A 15,782-nucleotide genomic window follows, 5' to 3' on the forward strand; every position below is an offset into this window, starting at 1 on the left:
GGCTACTCTCCTCGGAGGACTTCGATGGGGCGGATGCGGGCGGTCAGGAGCGCGGGGACCAGCGCGCCGATAATGGCCACGCCGAACACTGCGGCGATGCCGGCGGCGATCACGCCGGGGGAGGCGCTCGCCGTGACGGTGGTGAGGAGCTGGGAGGCTCCGCCGAAGGGTCCCCCTTGGGGAAGACCAGCGCCGCCGGGGAAGCCGGCCGCGCCGCCGGGGACGCCGCGCCCGGTGGGTGCCGTCGTCGTCGTCGTTGAATTGGAGCTGATCAACGCGGAGGCGATGCTGCCGCTGGCGAAGGACGCGACGGCGGCACCCACCACGCTGCCCATGGCCACCACTACCAGCGCCTCCAGGACGAACTGGAGCCCGATGGTGCGGTTGGGCGCGCCGATCGCCTTGAGCACACCGATCTCACGGCGGCGCTCGCGGACCAGCATCACCATGATCAGGAGGATAATCAGGCCGGCCGTGCCCAGCGCCGCGATGAAGGCAATGAGTGAAATGTTCTTGACACTGTCCAGTGAACTGACAGCCGTTTCCAGGTTGCGCTGGCCCTGGGTGACATCGGCCTTGTCCGTGCCAAGGGCGGCCTGGAGGGCTGTCTTGGCGGAGTCAACGTTTTCCATGCTGTCGACCGTGACGATCATGGTGGACAGCTCGCCCGGCAGTGAGGCGAGGGTTTGGGCGGAAGGAAGGGTGACGTAGAGGGCGTTGTTGCCGAATGTGGTGCCGGCGTCGAACAGGCCGGCCACCGTGTACGTTTTGTCGTTGATGGTGAACGTGGAGCCCACCTTGAGGCCGTTCTTTTCGGCAAGGGTGGTGCCCAGGAGCGCGTTGGTCGATTCCGAGGTGTAGTCGCCCAGGCCGGAACCTTCGGTGATGGTCAGGGCCTTGCCCGTGCTGTCCACCCCGGCGCCGATTCCGGTGGCGGTGATCGGCAGGGACATGGTCCGGGCCGGCTGGGTGGTTCCGGTCGATCCTGTGGTGCCCTGGCTGGCCTGGTTGCGGTTGCCGAGGGTGCCGGCGTCGACGGCTGCAGTGAGGCTGGTGGTCAGCGTGGTGGTGGTCTGTCCGCCCGGTCCGCCCTGGCCTCCGCCGGGTCCGCCGGCCTGGGTTCCGGCGGCGGCTTGTGCCGCCGCTTCAGCGGCGTTGCGAAGCCTCAGCGCCTTGGTGCCGACGACGCTGGTCACGTTGGGTACTGCGGCCGCGGTTGCCGCCTGCTCCGCCGTGAGCGGTTCGCCGCCGCCCTCGAAGCCCTGGCCGCCGGCCGGGTTGACGGTCAGGACCGTGCCTACGGATGCGTTCAATTCGGTGACTTTGGCGGCAACTGCCTGGTTGGCCACCAGCATGGACAAGGCCAGGCCGATCGCCACGGCCAGCACCGCCACCACGGCCCCGGTTCGGACCTTGTTTCGGAAGGCATTGCCTACACTTCTGGCGAGGACGCTCACGCTACTCCTAGGATCTCTGGCCGGACGGAATGACCGGCTGCTGATCCAACAGTGGTGCGCCTGGCTGTGCGGGGAACGGGCCGAAGCTATGTTTCCGCTGTGAAGACGGGCGGGGTACCGAGGGCACGTGCCGGGACGCGGAACAGTGGACAAACCAAGAGCCCCGGCCCACCCTGTCGGGTGAGCCGGGGCTCGTGGCTGCAGTTACAGGCGCCTCAGCGCGGACTACTTGGTGATCGGTCCGAGTACCGGATCGTCAACGTAGGCCGTCTTGACGTTCTCCTTGGTCACGATGACCGGATCCAGCAGGTATGCCGGAACGGTCTTGACCGTGTTGTTGTAGGACTTGTCATCGTTGATCTCAGGCGTCTTGCCGGCCTGGATGTCCTTGACCATGGTGATCGCGTGCTCAACGAGCTTGCGGGTGTCCTTGTTGATGGTGGAGTACTGCTCGCCGGCCATGATGGACTTGACGGACTCAACCTCGGAGTCCTGGCCGGTGATGATCGGAAGCGGCTTGCCGGCAGCCTTGACGGACGTCAGGACTGCACGCGCCAGGGTGTCGTTCGGGGACAGGACGCCGTCCAGGGAAGCGGTGCCGTAGCTGCCGGTCAGGAGGGTGTCGGCGCGACGCTGGGCGTTCTCAGCCTTCCAGCCCTGGGTGACAGCCTGCTCGAACGAGGTCTGTCCGGAGACAACCTTGAGGGTGCCGTCGTCGATCTTCGGCTTGAGGACGCTCATGGCGCCGTCGAAGAAGACCTTCGCGTTGGCGTCATCCGGGGACCCGGCGAAGAGCTCGATGTTGTACGGGCCGGAAGGCTTCTTGGCCTTCATGCCGTCCAGCAGCGCCTGGCCCTGGAGCTCGCCCACCTTGAAGTTGTCGTAGGCCACGTAGTAGTCCACGTTCTCGGTGTTCAGGAGAAGGCGGTCGTAGGCGATGATGGTGGCGCCGGAGTCCTTGGCCTGCTTGAGCTGGGTACCCAGCTGGGCGCCGTCAATGGCACCCACGATGATGACCTTTGCACCCTTGGTGACCATGGCGCTGATCTGGTTCTGCTGCTCGGAGACGCCGCCGTTGGCGAACTGCACGTCAGCCTTGAAACCGGCCCCGTTCAGTCCGTCGTTGAACAGCTTCTCGGCCAGCACCCAGTTTTCACTGGTCTTCTGGGGGAGTGCGACGCCGATCGAGGAGTTCTTGGGGAATGCCTCGCCGCCGCTGCTACCACCCGTGGTGCCGGTCTCGGCGCGGCCGCAGGCTGTCAGCGCCAGTGCCGCAATAGCAGCGATCGCTGCTGCCTTTCCTGCTTTACCAATCATTTGCATTGCTTGGTTCACTTTCTTTAGATGGTGTGCGGAGAATCGTGGGGGAGCGCTCAGGCTTCCTTGCGGATGGTGTCCTTGGTGGATGTGGTCTCGTCCGGCTGGAGCTCGCTGCTGCTGCGGCCGAAGTTCTTCATCATCATGCCGATGATGGATTTCTTGCCCTGGGTCTTGTTGTAGACGTCGAAGGCAACGGCGATCAGGAGGACCAGGCCCTTGATGATCTGGGTGAGGTCGGCGCCGACGCCGAGGAGCTGCAGGCCGTTGTTCAGCACGGCCATCACCAGGCCACCAACGATGGAGCCGATTACGGTACCCACGCCGCCGGTCACAGCGGCACCGCCGATGAACACGGCTGCGATGGCGTCAAGTTCCCAGCCGACGCCGTCAAACGGGCCGGATGCGGTGGAGCGTCCCACGAAGATCATGCCTGCCAGGCCGGCCAGGATGGACATGTTCATCATCACCAGGAAGTTGACCTTCTTGGACTGCACGCCCGAGAGTTCGGCGGCGTGCCTGTTGCCGCCGACTGCGTAGATGTGGCGGCCGACGATGGTCTTGGAGGAGATGAAGCCGTAGATGATGACCAGGACGGCCAGGATGAGGCCCGGGATGGGGAAGGAGGTGCCCGGGCGGCCGGTGGCGAACAGGTACGTGGCGTACAGGATGGCACCGCAGATCAGCACGAGCTTGAGGATCATCACCCAGGCTTCCGGGACCTCAGCGCCAAGGGCCACGGCCCGGCGGCGTGAACGGATTTCGCTGAAGATCACGAAGGCCACGGCCAGCAGGCCCAGGAGCAGGGTGAGGTTGTTGTATCCCGTGGATGGCCCCACTTCGGGGAGGTAGCCGGAGCCGAGGTACTGGAAATCGCTGGGAACCGGGATGGTGTTGGACTTGCCGACGAACTGGTTGAAGCCGCGGAACAGTAGCATACCGGCCAGGGTCACGATGAAGGCGGGAATGCCCACGTAGGCGGTCCAGAACCCTTGCCACGCCCCGATCAGCGCCCCGAGGGCCAGGCCCAGGAGAACGCCGGCGTACCAGGGAATCCCCCAGTCACGGATGGCCAGGGCGACGGTGACGCCCACAAAGGCTGCCACGGAACCCACGGAGAGGTCGATGTGGCCGGCAATGATGACCAGCACCATGCCGATGGCCAGGATCAGAATGTAGGAGTTGCCGTTGAAGAGGTTGATGACGTTGCCCGGGGTGAGCGTGCGGCCCTCGGTGAAAATCTGGAAAAAGACGATCAGTGCAACCAGGGCGAAGATCATGCCGAATTGGCGGGTGTTGCCGCCAAATAGCTTCTTGAGCGCGTTCATTGTTTCGGTCCTTGTGTCTGGAAGGTTCTGGAGGTATCCAGAAGGTCAGGCGGCGGTCTTACGGGCGGATGTCATGAGCTTCATCAGGCTTTCCTGGCTGGCTTCATCCTTGTTCAGGACACCGGTGATGGCGCCTTCGAAGATGGTGTAGATGCGGTCCGAGAGTCCCAGCAGCTCCGGCAATTCGGACGAGATCACAATCACGCCTTTGCCCTGGTTGGCCAGCTGCTGGATGATGCCGTAGATCTCGTACTTGGCGCCCACATCGATGCCGCGGGTCGGCTCGTCAAGAATGAGCAGGTCCGGGTCGGTGAACATCCATTTTGCGAGCACCACCTTCTGCTGGTTGCCGCCCGAGAGTTTGGCGACGCCTTCCTCCACTGAGGGCGCCTTGGTGCGAAGCGACTTGCGGTACTGCTCCGCAACGGTGAATTCCTTGTTGGGGTCCACGATGTTGTGCTTGCTGATCTTTTTCAGGTTCGCGGCAACGGTGGTGGTCTTGATGTCATCCAGGAGGTTCAGGCCCAGTGACTTGCGGTCCTCGGTGACGTAGCCCAGCCCGGCATCAATCGCATGGCGGACGGAGCGGAGGCTGATCTCCTTGCCGTCCTTGTAGATGTGGCCGGAAATGAACCGTCCGTAGGAACGGCCGAAGACGGATCGGGCGAGCTCGGTCCGGCCGGCGCCCATGAGCCCGGCAAAGCCGACAATCTCGCCGCGGCGGACGAAGAAGTTGGAATTCTTGCAGACCAGGCGGTCCTGGATCTGCGGGTGCCCCACGTTCCAGTCCTTGACCTCGAAGAACACCTCGCCGATCTTCGGTTCGTGGTCCGGGAAGCGTGACTCCAGCGTGCGGCCCACCATGCCTTTGATGATGCGGTCCTCGTCCACGCCGTCGGCCTTTACGTCGAGGGTCTCGATGGACTTGCCGTCGCGGATGATGGTGATGGAGTCGGCGATCTGCTCGATCTCGTTGAGCTTGTGGGAAATGATGATGGACGTGATGCCGCGGCCCTTGAGCCCGAGCATGAGATCCAGCAGGTGCTGGGAGTCGGACTCGTTCAGGGCCGCCGTGGGCTCGTCCAGGATGAGGAGCTTCACCGATTTGCTGAGCGCCTTGGCGATTTCAACGAGCTGCTGCTTGCCGACGCCGATCTCCTTGATGGCGGTATCGGGGTCTTCGCGCAGGCCCACCCGGGCGAGCAGTTCGGTGGAACGCGTTCGGGCCTCTGCCCAGTCGATGATGCCGCGCTTGGTGGGCTCGTTGCCCAGGAAGATGTTCTCCATGATGGAGAGTTCCGGGATAAGCGCGAGTTCCTGGTGGATGATCACGATGCCGGCCTGCTCGCTGGCACGGATGTCCTTGAACTGCTGGACCTCGTTCTGGTACACGATGTCGCCGTCGTAGCTGCCGTACGGGTACACGCCCGAGAGGACCTTCATGAGGGTGGACTTGCCGGCGCCGTTCTCACCGCAGATGGCGTGGATCTCGCCGGCCTTCACCCGCAGGCTCACCTCGGACAAAGCTTTAACGCCGGGGAATTCCTTGGTTATGGACCGCATCTCGAGAAGGATCGGATCACTTTGCGTGGTCTGGGACGTCATGTGCCCTTACGCCTCCAATGCATGACTTCGTTGTCCGCCCCGCAAACCGCAGGGCCGTCTGATGAAAAAGTAAACTGGATCACAGCCCTTGTCGTCAAGTCTTTAACGCAACGGGCAGATAACGAAAAGGTTCAGGAGCGGCGGATTCCCGCATGCTGGAAGACCAGTGCGGCCGCTCCGAGGGCCTCCGCCCGGTCCCCGAGCGACGACATCGTCAGCGTGGTGGTTTCGCCGATGACGGGCACTGCATGGCGGACCAGGCCCCGCCTGATGGGGTCCAGGAGCAGGTCTCCCAGCCCTGCTAGGGGGCCGCCCACCACAATGACTTCGGGGTTGATCAGGTTGGCCACGTTCCCGAGTGCACGGCCAACGGCCAGCCCTGCGTCGTCTATGACCCGGAGGGTTGCGGAGTCCCGGTCCAGCGCCTTGCGGACGATGTCCTCGGCGCTGAGCGGCTTCTCCTCGCCGCGGCCCAGGAGCTCGATCATGGTTGTGGTGGAGGCAATGGTTTCCAGGCACCCGCGGTTTCCGCAGCGGCAGATGAGGCCGTGTTCATGGATGGTGGCGTGGCCGATTTCGCCGGTAATGCCCACGTTGCCGTAGTACGGGGCGCCGTTAAGGATCAGTCCGGCGCCGATCCCCGAGCCGATCTTGAGGAACATCAGGTTGCTGATGCCGCTGTGAGGCCCCCACGTGACCTCGGACAGGGCGCCGAGGTTGGCGTCGTTGTCAACAAACACTGGGAAATTCAGGGTGTCTTCAAGGTGCTGCAGGATATTGATGCCTACCCACTCGGGGAGGATCGCGCCCTGCGCCACGGTGCCCGTCCGGCGGTCGATCGGTCCGGGGATTCCGACGCCGGCGCCCACCACGGCGCTGCGTTCGACGCCGCTTTCGTCTAGCAGTTTGGCAAGGAGTTCGACGGCGGCACGGATGCCTTCGTCCGCGTGATGGCCCAGCGGCAGCAGCACCGATTCCTCGGCGATAATGTGGTAGCTCAGCGTCGCGAGGACCACCCGGAGGTGCCGGCGGCCGAAGTCGATGCCAACGGCAACGGCGCCGTTGCTGTTGAGCCGGACATTCAGTGCCCGCCGGCCGGAACTGGTGATCGGTTCCGTGGACGCCAGCCCGGCGTCCTGCATGATTTTGACGATGTTGGAGACCGTTGCCGTGGACAGGCCGGTCTGCCGGGCGAGTTCAGCCTGGGTTGACGGACCGTTCAGCAGGCACTCGATGATCCGTTGCTGGTTCAGGTGCCTCAATGCGGACTGTGAACCAGGGTTCTTGGTTCGGCTCCTCGTTGAGCGCGGTGTTGAGGGCATGCAATGAAGCGTGCACTATCTGCACCGTTGTAGTCAAGAAGTTAACGCAAGGATGATCGCGGTAAGGCCCGTGACGGTTGCCGCTTCCGGGGTTACTATCAGGAAAGGCCCATCCGGGCACTCCCACGATCGGGGGCTGGACATGAAGCCTCACAGACTATTGACAGCCGTACTGGCCGCCATCGCACTGATCCTCGGAAGTCTCAGCGCGGCCGGCACCGTGACGGCGGCGCAAATACCTGACGGGTACTACCTGCTGAAGTATTCAGGAGTCATCTACCGGGTGAGTGACGGCGCCGAAATCCGCAGCATCACCTACGCGGAATGGGCCGCGGCCGGATTTCCCGCCCCCAGGCCGGCCCCAACCGATTACGTGAAGTATTCCTGGACCCCCACCATCAGCGCAGTGACCTACTTCGATCCTGCCAACAGCGATTCATGGCTCTGGGAGGCCCTCGACTACGCGTCGTGGCAAAGGGCGGGAGCGCCTGCACCGCGGGTAGTCCCGTACGTCGGGGGAAGCTACTTCTACCAGTGGGGCACTTCCACCCAGATCCTGGTTGAGGAGCCCGGCGGGGTACGTCATGTGCTGAGCTACCCGGAGTGGGAGGCCTCCGGGTTCCGAACGTTCGACCGCCGGCACAATGAGGGCTTCCTTAAACTCTCATGGACCAGCACAATCGCCCGCATGTCAGACCTCGCCACCGGACAAGGTGCCCCCATCACCTACGACCAGTGGCGTGAGCAGGCATTCCCCGCCCCGAGGGTGGTGAACCGGGTGACAGTCGACCAGTTCTACCGCGAATATTCAAGCAGCACCATCTGGTACGCGGGTCCCACGGAATACCGGCCCATCACCTTTGCCGAATGGCAGGCAGCCGGCAGCCCGGCGCCTCTGGTTATCAATGTGCCCGCTACGTGGGGAGTTCCGGCCCAGTGGCGTGGTGTGGATCTTGAGCGGATTCAGACCACCCGCCCGGTTGTTGCCCTGACGTTCGACGCCGGAGCCTCGGACGCCGGCGTGGCGTCAATCCTGGACACCTTGGCGCGGAACGACGTGGACGCCACGTTCTTTGTCACCGGAGCATTTGCCCGGAATTACCCGCGTGCGGTCCAGGCGATGGTTGCGGGTGGCCACCCGGTGGGCAATCACAGTGACACCCATCCCGACTTCACCACCTTGACCAACGCACAAATAATGGCCGAACTCGCTGCTGCTGACGGTGCGGTCAAGGCAGCGGCCGGCCGTGCCACCGTGCCGTTGTTCCGGTTCCCTTTCGGCGCCCGGACGCCGGCCGACATCGCCGTCGTCAACGACGCCGGTTACGTGGCGTTCCGCTGGACAGTCGATTCACTGGGGTGGCAGGGCACCAGTGGCGGCCGCTCCGTGACGTCCGTGCGGGACCGGGTCCTTGCCGCGGCGACTCCCGGTGAGATCGTTCTGATGCACGTCGGTGCCCATCCAACCGACGGGTCAACCCTGGACGCCGACGCGCTCCCGTCGATCATCGAGGGCCTGCGTGCGCGCGGATACGAATTCACCACCCTCGCCTCGCTGGTGCCCTGATAGGCCGGGCGCAATGCCCGCCGCTGACTTTCCGCGGGTCAAAATATCCCGAGAGCCGTCCGCGGCACCTCGGTACTCTGGACGAAGACCGGGAAACACCGGCGACCGGAATGACCCGGACCTGACTGAGGAATACGGAGGCAAAGGTGCTCCTGGCACTCCTGCAGGCGAACGCCGCCGTACTTGATGTGGAAGCCAACTGTGCAGCGGTGGATCACGCCGCCCGGACGGCGGCCGCCGCCGGGGCCCGCGTGCTGCTCACCCCGGAATTGTTCCCGGTGGGCTATGCGCCACTCCGGGTCCGAGCGGGACTGGAGCCCGCCAGGCTTCCGTCCATCCGCCGGCATCTGGCCGACATCGCGCGGCGGAACCGCATCGCGCTGGTCTACAGCCTGCCGGCCGTCACCGCAGACGGCCGGTGGCAGATCACGTCCACCATGGTGGACCGGGAGGGCAGTGAACTGCTGAACTACGCCAAAGTGCACCTGTTCGGTGCGGAGGAGCGCCAGGCGTTCAGCCCCGCAACCGAACCCCCCGCCGTCGTGGATTTTCACGGAATCAAGACGTCCATGGTGATCTGTTACGACGTCGAATTCCCCGAAGCGGTGCGCGCCGCCGCCGTCCGCGGCGCCGAACTGCTCCTGGTCCCCACGGCCCTGGCCCAGGGGTTCGATTCCGTCCCGCAGGTCCTGCTGAGGGCCCGGGCGCTGGAGAGCCAGCTGACCGTGGCCTACGCAAACCATGCAGGGGAGGAGGACGGCTGTGAATTCCTTGGCGGCAGCGTGATAGCCGGGCCGGACGGCTCCCTGTTGGCCGCGGGCGGTCCGGCGCCGGAGCTCCTGTACGCGGAAGTATCCGCAGCTAGCGCGCGCGACGCCCGGGAGGGAGTGCCGTATCTCCGGGAGCGCCGGCCGGACCTCTACCGCGACTGGGAATCGCGCGGCCCGGGGGCGGAAGCAGGATCAGTATCGGCAACAGGAATAGTGGCGACGGTGGGGCCGGCGGCACCCGGGGGAGCAGCTGCCGGAGTTTCGTCCACGTACTGAAGGGCAAACCAGAGCTCCGCCCGCACCTGGGCCAGGTTGAGGTCGGTGTCCAGGAGTTCGGCCAGAGCGTTGATCTGGCGGCGGACGCTGTTGCGGTGCAGGCCCATGGCTTTCGCCGTGGCGTCCCAGCTCCCGTTCTCGCCCAGCCATGTCCGCAGCACCGCCAGCTGGGCGTCCCGCCGCTCGGGATCCTCCTGGCCGAGGACAGGTTCCAGCAGCCGGGCCGCAAGCATGGTGCCGGCCTCGCGGCCGAGAAGCCCGGCCACGGACCAGGTCACCTCATCCACCCGGGCGCTCCGGCCTGTTGCCTGCACCCGCGCGCGCAGGGAGGTGGTCCGCTGGTACGCGGAAGCCAGACCCGGGAACTCCGTGGCATCCCCGACCACCAGGCGCCAGCCGAGCGCCTCCGTCTCGGCGAGCAGTGCCTCGTCCACCTTGAGGCGGGTGATGGCGGCAAAGCCGTAATCGGTGATCTCCACCAGTTTGGTGTCGAACATCCGCCGCCACTGCAGAAGTTCCCGCACAGGGCTTTCGCCCGCAGGGCCGCCAGTGTCCGCCTTCACGCCCTGGACAACCCGTAGGGGTGCCGAGCGCGTGGAGGAGATGCTTTGCGCGAGGAGGTCTTTGAGGCCGTTGACGTGCTTCGTGCCGCCTGAGGCCACGGTGTCCGGGTGCAGCAGCAGCGCCGTCGCCAGCTGGCTTGGTGCCAGCGAACCGCTGGTCCGCTGCCGCACGAGCAGTTCCAGCAGCCCGACGACGGAGGACACCACGCTGTTCTGGGCCGCGGTGAGCGGACCGTCGGAGCCCAGGACCAGCGCGCCGAGGTTGGCGTCCCGGGTGCTGCGGAGCGGATGGCCGAACACCACCGTGGACCCAGGTTCCTCAAGCTGCTCCATCTCCACCCGGGGGCCGCGGCCGGCCAGCAGCCGTTTCAGCAGCGGCTGCAGGGCGGAAAGTTCGACGGCGGTGCCAGCGGCCCGGGCGCGGACCCGGCCGTCGGCACCGACCAGCAGCGCCCAGGCCGGAACCCGCTGCACCAGTGCCGCCAGCAGCTCGTGTTCCGGCCTGGCCGAGAGGACCGCCCGCATCAGCTGCCGGTTGGTGTCCGCCAGCTGCCGGAACACCCGGGCGTTGTCCGACTCCAGCAGCTGCGAGAATTCCAGCCCGATCGCGGCGAACGGAACAGTCCTGGGGAACTCCACGAGGGTCAGGTTGTGGCGCCGGCAGGCCTCGACCACGGCGTCAGGGACGGCATCGAAGTACGGTTCCAGTCCGAACCCCAGCGCCCCCACCCCGGCGCCGACCAGCCGCTGCACATAGGCATCCACCTTCTCCGCGCTGCCGCCGTCGCCGAGGAACGGCAGCCCGGCCGTGAGGATGAACTCACCGTCCAGCAGGTACGGTGTGGGATCCTCCAGCTCGCTTGGTTCCACCCACCGGAGCATCCCGGCGCCGTTGCCGCCGTCGTGGAGTATCTTCAGCCCCGCCGGCAGTTTGTTCAGGAACTGTTCCAGCGTGACGAAGCCGAGCTGCTCGGCGGTTGCCTCAGGCGCCAACGCGGGCACCGGCTTCCTGGTAGTCCGGGCACTCGTAGGCCCGCGGCAGGCGCGGGGCGATCCGGTTGATGATCTCGTCGCCGTGGCTGCCGATCGCCGCACCCCAGTCATCGGCGCTCGCCGCCCCGGTGCGCGGATCGCCAAATAGCACGGCTGTGTCACCAACGGCCACCCCGTTGGCGTCCGGGCCCAGGTCCACCATGAACTGGTCCATGCAGACCTTGCCGATCACCGGTACCCGGCGGCCGCCGAGGAGGATCAGGCTGCGGCCTGAAATGCCCTTGGGGATGCCGTCCGCGTAGCCCAGCGGTATCAGCCCCAGGTACCGCGGCTCGTGCGTGATCGCCTGGTGCTCGTAGCTCACTCCGGTTCCGGCGGGCACTTTCTTGACCAGCACCACGGGCGCCGTCACGGTCAGGGCGGGGCGCAGGCCGAAGTCGGCCGGGGCCAGGTGGTCCGCAGGCGCCAGCCCGTAGAAAGCCAGGCCGGCGCGCACCATGTCGAACGCGAACTCGGGCCGGTCAAGGATATTGGCCGAACTCGAGACGTGCCGGAGTTCCGGGTCCAGGCCAGCCGCCCTGGCCGCGAGGACGGCCTCTTCGAACGCGTCCACTGCCGCCAGATTGGCCGGGTGCGCCGGAACATCGGCCCAGGCAAGGTGCGTCCAGACACCCCGCACCGAGAGGGTGCCGTCGCGCTCCGCCGTCCTGGCTGCGGCCACGAGCTCCGCCCAGTCCTCCGCGCGCGCTCCGCCGCGGCTCAGCCCTGTGTCGAGTTCAAGGTGGACGACGGCGGGACGGCCCAGCCGGCGGGCGATGCCGGCCACGACGTTGAGCTGGGCGACGCTGCCCAGCGAGACATCGACGTCGTACTCCAGCGCTTCCCGGATCGTCCCGCTCGAGGCCGCCGCAAGGTACAGCCAGGACAACACCGGGGCGGTGATCCCCGCCCGGCGCAGGGCGATCGCCTCATGAAGCTGTGCCGTTCCCAGCCAGTCCGCGCCGGCGGAGAGCGCCGCCCGGGCGACGTCAACGAGCCCGTGGCCGTAGGCGTTCCCTTTCACCACGGCCATGAAATGGGGTGCCGCGGACCGCTGGCGGAGGGTGCGGATATTGTCCGAAATGGCCGAGAGGTCAACGCTGACCTGCCCGGTGAGAGCCGCGTTCTGCGCGCCCTCGATGTGTGCATTAAGTCTCATGCCAGAACACTATAGGGCAATTTGCACAACGGTGAGAGGTGGCTCACAAACCTAAGCTGGTCCAGGGGAAAGCCGATAACTACTCACGAACGGACGTCAATGATGACTGCGCCTACACTCACCGGCCGGCCGCCGGCCGCTGCCCGCCGTCCGGGCCTTGCTGCTCAACTGCTGCGCCGCAAGCCGATCGGCCAGATGGTCAGCGAGGCCGACAACGGCCACGGCGGCACCAAACTGGTCCGCAGCTTCGGAGTCCTGCAGCTGACCATGATCAGCGTGGGCGCCACGCTGGGAACCGGCATCCTGGTGATCCTCGGCGAATCCGTGCCTCTGGCCGGTCCCGCGATCTGGATTTCGTTCGCCATCGCCGGCCTGGCCGCCCTGCTCTCGGCCGTCTCCTACGCCGAAATGGCAGGTCTGGTGCCGGTGGCCGGTTCCAGCTACTCCTACACCTACGCCACCATGGGCGAAGGCATGGCGTGGATCTGCGGCTGGTGCCTGGTGCTCGAGTACGCCGTGTCGGTGGCGGCCGTGGCCGTCGGCGCCGGCCAGTACGTGAACGAAACCCTGGCAGTGTTCGGGCAGGTCCTGCCCGACGCCGTTTCGCAGCCGCCCGGTGACGGCGGCATCATGAACATCCCGGCCATGGTCATCGTGGTCCTGGCCACCATCCTGCTGGTCCGTGGTGCCCGGGAAAGCGCCTGGATCAACACCGCGATCGTGGTGGTCAAGGTGGCCATCCTCCTCTTCTTCTGCGCCGTGGCCTTCACCGCCTTCAACGCAGGCAACTTCGAGCCGCTCCTGCCGATGGGCGCCGCCGGCGTTTCCGCCGCCGCCTCCACCGTGTTCTTTTCCTACATCGGCTTCGACGCCGCCTCCACCGCCGGCGAGGAAGCCCGCAATCCCAAGCGGGACCTGCCGCGCGCCATCATGCTCTCCATGGTCATCGTCACCACAATCTACGTCCTCGTGGCTGTCGCCGCCATCGGCGCCCGTCCCTGGGGCTGGTTCGACGGCACCGAAGCCGCGCTCGTGAAAATCCTCGAAGAAACCACCGGTCAGCCGTGGATCGCACTCGTCTTCGCCGTCGGCGCAGTACTGGCTATAGCCAGCATCGTCCTGACCGTCCTCTACGGCCAGACCCGCATCCTGCTCTCCATGTCCCGCGACGGCCTGATCCCCAGGGTCTTTGGACGCGTGTCGACCCGCACAGGCACTCCGGTCGCAGGGACCCTGATCGTCGGCATCCTCGTGGCCCTCACCGCCGGACTGGTACCGCTCGGTGACCTGGCGGACGCCACCAGCATCGGCACTCTGTTCGCCTTCGCGCTGGTCAACGTGGCCGTCATCTACCTGCGCCGCAACCGTCCTGAACTCAAGCGCACCTTCCGCGTGCCGTTGTTCCCGCTGACCCCCATCCTCGGTGCCCTCATGTGCGCCTACCTCATGGCCAACCTCGGCGCCGACACCTGGGCGGTGTTCGGCATCTGGATGCTGGTGGGCCTCGCAGCCTACTTCGGCTACGGCCGGAAGCACTCCAGGGTGGCGGCGCTGGGCCACGAGGAATACCGTGAACTGAGCGGGCGCCAAGCTTCAACACTGTCCACCCCCGAACCAACGAAGGCAGAGCTTTCATGACCATCGCCACCGAACTGCCGGCCAACGATCCCGCTGCGGCGCCTAGCCTGGAATCCGCCACCACTGCGGCGCGGGCAGCCGAGGCCCCCATCACCATGCTGAACCCGGACTTCCCCTTCAGCTACGACCACTACCTGGCCCACCCGGACGGCCTCGGCTCTGTGCCGCCCGAGCTGTACGGGACCGAAGTGGCAGTTGTCGGCGCGGGCCTGTCCGGCCTGGTCACCGCCTACGAACTGATGAAACTGGGGCTCCGCCCGGTCCTGTACGAGGCAGACCAGATCGGCGGCCGGCTGCGGACCGCCAGCTTCCCCTCAGCCCCGGGCGTGGTGGCGGACCTTGGCGGCATGCGGTTCCCGGTGTCCGGCAAGGCGTTCTACCACTACGTGGACCTGCTGGGCCTGCAGACCCAGGAGTTCCCGAACCCGCTGGCCGCCGCAACCTCCAGCACCGTCATCGAACTGGCCGGACAGAAGCACTACGCGAGCACGCCGGCGGACCTGCCGCCGTTCTTCCGCGAAGTGGCAGACGCCTGGAAGGCCGCAGTGAACGACGGCGCCATGTTCACCGAAATGCAGGAGGCCATCCGGGCGCGGGACACCGCCCGCATCAAGGAGATCTGGAACGAGCTCCTGCCGCTCATGGACGAACAGACGTTCTACGGCTTCATTGCCGCCAGTGAGTCCTTCAAGGCAGCGGGCTTCGCGCACCGCGAGGCATTCGGGCAGGTGGGATTCGGCACCGGCGGCTGGGACACCGACTTCCCCAATTCCATCCTCGAAATCCTGCGAGTTGTATATACGGACGCCGACGACCAGCACCGCCTCATTGCCGGGGGAGCGCAGCGGCTCCCCGAGGCACTGTGGCAGCACGCGCCGTCGGGCATGGCCCACTGGCCGGAAGGGACGTCACTCGCGTCCCTGCATTCAGGCTCACCGCGCGGCGCCGTGGACCGGATCAGCCGGGACGCCAACGGCGATCTCCGCCTCCGCGAACGCTGGGGCCGGGAAGCGAGCTACGCCGCCGTCGTCACCACCTGCCAGTCCTGGCTGCTGTCCACCCGGATCCACACTGAAGAGGCACTGTTCCCGGCGGAGCTGTGGACCGCGATCGAACGCTCGCACTACATGCAGTCCTCCAAGACCTTCGTGATGGTGGACCGCCCGTTCTGGAAGGACACCGACCCGGACACCGGCCGCGACGTGCTGTCCATGACCCTCACGGACCGGCTGAACCGTGCCACCTACCTGCTGGATGACGGGCCGGACAAGCCCGCGGTCATCCTGCTCTCCTACACCTGGAACGACGACGCCCTGAAATGGCTCGCGCTTGATGCGGACCAGCGCGTGGAGCTCATGCTGCATTCCCTGGAACAGATCTACCCGGGCGTGGACATCGCCAGCCACATCATCGGCCAGCCCATCACGGTCTCCTGGGAGGCGGACCCCAACTTCATGGGCGCCTTCAAGGCAAACCTGCCCGGGCACTACCGTTACCAGCAGCGGCTGTTCACGCACTTCAAGCAGGACAAGCTCCCGGAGTCGCAGCGCGGCATCTTCCTGGCCGGGGACGACGTCTCCTTCACCGCCGGCTGGGCCGAGGGCGCAGTCACCACCGGCCTCAACGCGGTGTGGGGCGTGGTGAACCACCTCGGCGGCCGCTCGGCGGCCGGGAACCCGGGGCCGGGGGAACTGCTCGACGCTCTCGGTCCGATCAGCCTGGACTGACGGCCGGTGGTTGAGCCTGCC

Annotated in this window: 10 protein-coding genes and 1 pseudogene; 4 read left to right on the forward strand and 7 right to left on the reverse strand. The window is 66.1% G+C overall.

What is annotated here, in order from left to right; genetic code table 11:
• Positions 1–2: 2 nt before the first annotated feature.
• The 5 genes from AC1MDG_RS05625 to AC1MDG_RS05645 all read right to left on the reverse strand — a co-directional run bounded on the left by AC1MDG_RS05625 (position 3) and on the right by AC1MDG_RS05645 (position 7,029).
• On the reverse strand, positions 3–1,457 hold the full coding sequence (locus AC1MDG_RS05625; protein ID WP_479808032.1) for an ABC transporter permease: 1,455 nt from the start codon (positions 1,455–1,457) through the stop codon (positions 3–5).
• A gap of 225 nt (positions 1,458–1,682) precedes the next feature.
• A complete protein-coding gene (locus AC1MDG_RS05630; RefSeq protein WP_043479298.1) occupies positions 1,683–2,780 on the reverse strand; it encodes a substrate-binding domain-containing protein in 1,098 nt (365 codons plus the stop codon).
• 50 nt (positions 2,781–2,830) lie between these two features.
• Positions 2,831–4,102 (reverse strand): multiple monosaccharide ABC transporter permease, encoded by a 1,272-nt coding sequence (gene mmsB / locus AC1MDG_RS05635; RefSeq protein ID WP_479808033.1) that lies wholly within the window; start codon positions 4,100–4,102, stop codon positions 2,831–2,833.
• A gap of 45 nt (positions 4,103–4,147) precedes the next feature.
• Entirely contained in the window at positions 4,148–5,707 is a 1,560-nt protein-coding gene (gene mmsA / locus AC1MDG_RS05640; RefSeq protein WP_479808034.1) for a multiple monosaccharide ABC transporter ATP-binding protein, read from the reverse strand.
• Positions 5,708–5,838: 131 nt separating this feature from the next.
• Entirely contained in the window at positions 5,839–7,029 is a 1,191-nt protein-coding gene (locus AC1MDG_RS05645) for an ROK family transcriptional regulator (protein ID WP_043479304.1), read from the reverse strand.
• A 142-nt stretch (positions 7,030–7,171) separates the two neighbouring features.
• Between AC1MDG_RS05645 and AC1MDG_RS05650 the strand changes: the two genes are divergently transcribed.
• Together AC1MDG_RS05650 and AC1MDG_RS05655 are read left to right on the forward strand one after the other, a co-directional pair.
• The gene (locus AC1MDG_RS05650) at positions 7,172–8,596 is read left to right on the forward strand and encodes a polysaccharide deacetylase family protein (RefSeq protein ID WP_479808035.1); all 1,425 of its coding nucleotides are present in this window, start codon (positions 7,172–7,174) and stop codon (positions 8,594–8,596) included.
• 146 nt (positions 8,597–8,742) lie between these two features.
• Positions 8,743–9,534: pseudogene (locus AC1MDG_RS05655) on the forward strand (nitrilase-related carbon-nitrogen hydrolase); the annotation flags it as partial.
• On the opposite strand, the gene AC1MDG_RS05660 reads toward AC1MDG_RS05655, so the two are convergent.
• A complete protein-coding gene (locus AC1MDG_RS05660) occupies positions 9,516–11,207 on the reverse strand; it encodes a PucR family transcriptional regulator (RefSeq protein ID WP_479808036.1) in 1,692 nt (563 codons plus the stop codon). The pseudogene AC1MDG_RS05655 and the gene AC1MDG_RS05660 overlap by 19 nt on opposite strands.
• Positions 11,188–12,396, reverse strand: coding sequence for an alanine racemase (gene alr, locus AC1MDG_RS05665; RefSeq protein ID WP_479808037.1), 1,209 nt, complete (start codon positions 12,394–12,396; stop codon positions 11,188–11,190). Before alr ends, AC1MDG_RS05660 begins: the two co-directional genes overlap by 20 nt.
• A 102-nt stretch (positions 12,397–12,498) precedes the next feature.
• On the opposite strand from alr, the gene AC1MDG_RS05670 reads away from it, so the two are divergent.
• A complete protein-coding gene (locus tag AC1MDG_RS05670) occupies positions 12,499–14,034 on the forward strand; it encodes an amino acid permease (protein ID WP_479808039.1) in 1,536 nt (511 codons plus the stop codon).
• Complete coding sequence (locus AC1MDG_RS05675; RefSeq protein ID WP_479808041.1) at positions 14,031–15,761, forward strand: flavin monoamine oxidase family protein; 1,731 nt, start codon at positions 14,031–14,033, stop codon at positions 15,759–15,761. Before AC1MDG_RS05670 ends, AC1MDG_RS05675 begins: the two co-directional genes overlap by 4 nt.
• The last annotated feature ends 21 nt before the right edge of the window (positions 15,762–15,782 follow it).

This window comes from Arthrobacter sp. AIWTK1 (genome assembly GCF_056680535.1).